Raw genomic sequence first — 2,434 nt, 5'->3', positions numbered from 1 at the left:
CTAGTGGACCGTGATTATGCCCTCGACGGCCCGCCATTCCGAAGGCTGGATGAGCCGGTGATGAGCAACGCGAACCGAATGGAGCGGACCATCGAGTTCGCGCTCCCAATATTGGAGAAAACCCTTGAGTTCGGGAAAGGCCGGAGCGAGATCATAGTCCTGCCAGACATAGAGCTGAAGCAGGCTTGGATGATCGGGCAGGTAATAGTGGATTTCGGCCGTCGTCAGGCCATAACCTTCCATTTGCAGGCGGAATTCGTTGCTGACCGTATCGGCCATGTCTTTCTCCTTCTCCGCTGAGGCATCCAGCCGGCGGGCATTTGTGTCGAACCCGCCCAATGCCGGGCCGGGCCGATCGGTTCTGTCGACCCTCTTCAAACAACGCCGCGAGAAGCTCGCGGGTTCCGAAAATAGCCACGCCATAACAGTGCCTTGGCGCTCTTTCTTGTCGAGTATAAAAATTTTTGCGCTGGTCTCTTGAAACCGAAAAACGGCAAAACTAGCTCGATATGCGCCGCGATGCCTGACGAAGGGTCGCGGCGTTCCGCACCGGTCCGATATTGCCGGTTCGGTGCGGAGGAACCTCAAAACCTGTTTGTCCACGAGGAGAACGACATGGCGTTCCGTCCATTGCATGACCGTATTCTGGTCCGCCGCCTTGAAGCCGAGGAGAAGACCTCCGGCGGCATCATCATCCCCGATACCGCAAAGGAAAAACCGCAGGAAGGCGAAGTGCTCGCCGTCGGTCCCGGCGCCCGCGACGACAGCGGCAAGCTTGTCGAACTCGATGTCAAGGTCGGCGACCGCATCCTGTTCGGCAAATGGTCCGGCACCGAGATCAAACTCGACGGCGAGGACCTGCTCATCATGAAGGAGAGCGACGTGATGGGGATCATCGATGAGATCGCCGAAGTGAAGAAGGCCGCCTGACGGCTTCTTGTATCCAACCAGTCAACGAATGCTGCCTAGATAAAGGAGTGATCCAATGGCTGCCAAAGAAGTGAAATTCCATACCGAAGCGCGCGAGAAGATGCTGCGCGGCGTCGACATCCTTGCCAATGCGGTGAAGGTGACGCTCGGTCCCAAGGGGCGCAATGTGGTCATCGACAAGTCGTTCGGCGCGCCGCGCATCACCAAGGACGGCGTCACCGTCGCCAAGGAGATCGAACTGGAGGACAAGTTCGAGAACATGGGCGCCCAGATGGTGCGTGAGGTGGCCTCCAAGACCAACGACCTTGCCGGCGACGGCACGACGACCGCAACGGTGCTTGCACAGGCGATCGTCAGGGAAGGGGCCAAGGCGGTTGCCTCGGGTATGAACCCGATGGATCTGAAGCGCGGCATCGACAAGGCGGTCGAAGCGGTGGTCGCCGAACTGAAGACCAATGCCCGCAAGGTCACCCGAAACGACGAGATCGCGCAGGTCGGGACCATCTCCGCCAATGGCGATGCCGAAATCGGCCGCTTCCTCGCTGAGGCGATGGAGAAGGTCGGCAATGAAGGCGTCATCACGGTGGAGGAGGCCAAGACCGCCGAGACCGAGCTCGAAGTCGTGGAAGGCATGCAGTTCGATCGCGGCTACCTCTCGCCCTATTTCATCACCAACCAGGACAAGATGCGCGTGGAGCTCGACGAGCCCTATGTGCTGATCCACGAGAAGAAACTCTCCAATCTGCAAGCGATGCTGCCCGTGCTCGAAGCCGTGGTGCAGTCTGGCAAGCCGCTCCTGATCATCGCCGAGGATGTGGAGGGCGAGGCGCTTGCCACGCTGGTCGTCAACAAGCTGCGCGGCGGCCTCAAGGTCGCGGCCGTCAAGGCGCCGGGCTTCGGCGACCGCCGCAAGGCCATGCTGGAGGACATCGCCATTCTCACCGGCGGCACCGCGATCTCGGAAGATCTCGGCATCAAACTGGAAAACGTAACGCTGCAGATGCTGGGCCGCGCCAAGAAGGTGGTGATCGAGAAGGAAAACACCACCATCGTCGATGGTGTCGGCCGCAAGGAAGAGATCCAGGGCCGTGTCGCACAGATCAAGGCGCAGATCGAGGAGACCACCTCCGACTATGACCGCGAGAAGCTGCAGGAGCGGCTGGCCAAGCTTGCAGGCGGCGTTGCGGTGATCCGGGTCGGTGGCTCGACCGAGGTCGAGGTCAAGGAGCGCAAGGACCGTGTCGACGACGCACTGCATGCAACCCGCGCGGCCGTCGAGGAGGGCGTGCTGCCCGGCGGCGGCGTCGCCTTGCTGCGGGCGGCCAAGGCGCTCGATACCGTGCAGACCGACAATGCGGACCAGAGGACAGGTGTCGATATCGTGCGCCGTGCCATCGAAACGCCGGTCCGGCAGATCGCCGAGAATGCCGGCGCCGAAGGCTCGATCATTGTCGGCAAGCTGCGCGAGAAAAGCGAATTCGGTTGGGGCTGGAACGCCCAGACC

General features: G+C 61.2%; 3 protein-coding genes. 2 read left to right on the top strand and 1 reads right to left on the bottom strand.

The window, feature by feature from the left end:
* Entirely contained in the window at nucleotides 1–279 is a 279-nt protein-coding gene (locus tag EN991_RS32360; RefSeq protein ID WP_084015824.1) for an usg protein, read from the bottom strand.
* A gap of 336 nt (nucleotides 280–615) precedes the next feature.
* On the opposite strand from EN991_RS32360, the gene groES reads away from it, so the two are divergent.
* Both groES and groL read left to right on the top strand, forming a co-directional pair.
* On the top strand, nucleotides 616–930 hold the full coding sequence (gene groES, locus EN991_RS32355; RefSeq protein ID WP_013530718.1) for a co-chaperone GroES: 315 nt from the start codon (nucleotides 616–618) through the stop codon (nucleotides 928–930).
* A 55-nt stretch (nucleotides 931–985) separates the two neighbouring features.
* Nucleotides 986–2,434: chaperonin GroEL (gene groL, locus EN991_RS32350; protein ID WP_127370267.1), on the top strand; the 1,449-nt coding region annotated here is incomplete at its 3' end.

The organism is Mesorhizobium sp. M7A.F.Ca.US.005.03.2.1, assembly GCF_003997795.1.
Classification (GTDB): Bacteria; Pseudomonadota; Alphaproteobacteria; order Rhizobiales; family Rhizobiaceae; genus Mesorhizobium; species Mesorhizobium ciceri.
The sequence above is the reverse complement of the archived record's forward strand: the minus strand, read 5'-3'. Positions and strand labels throughout refer to the sequence as shown.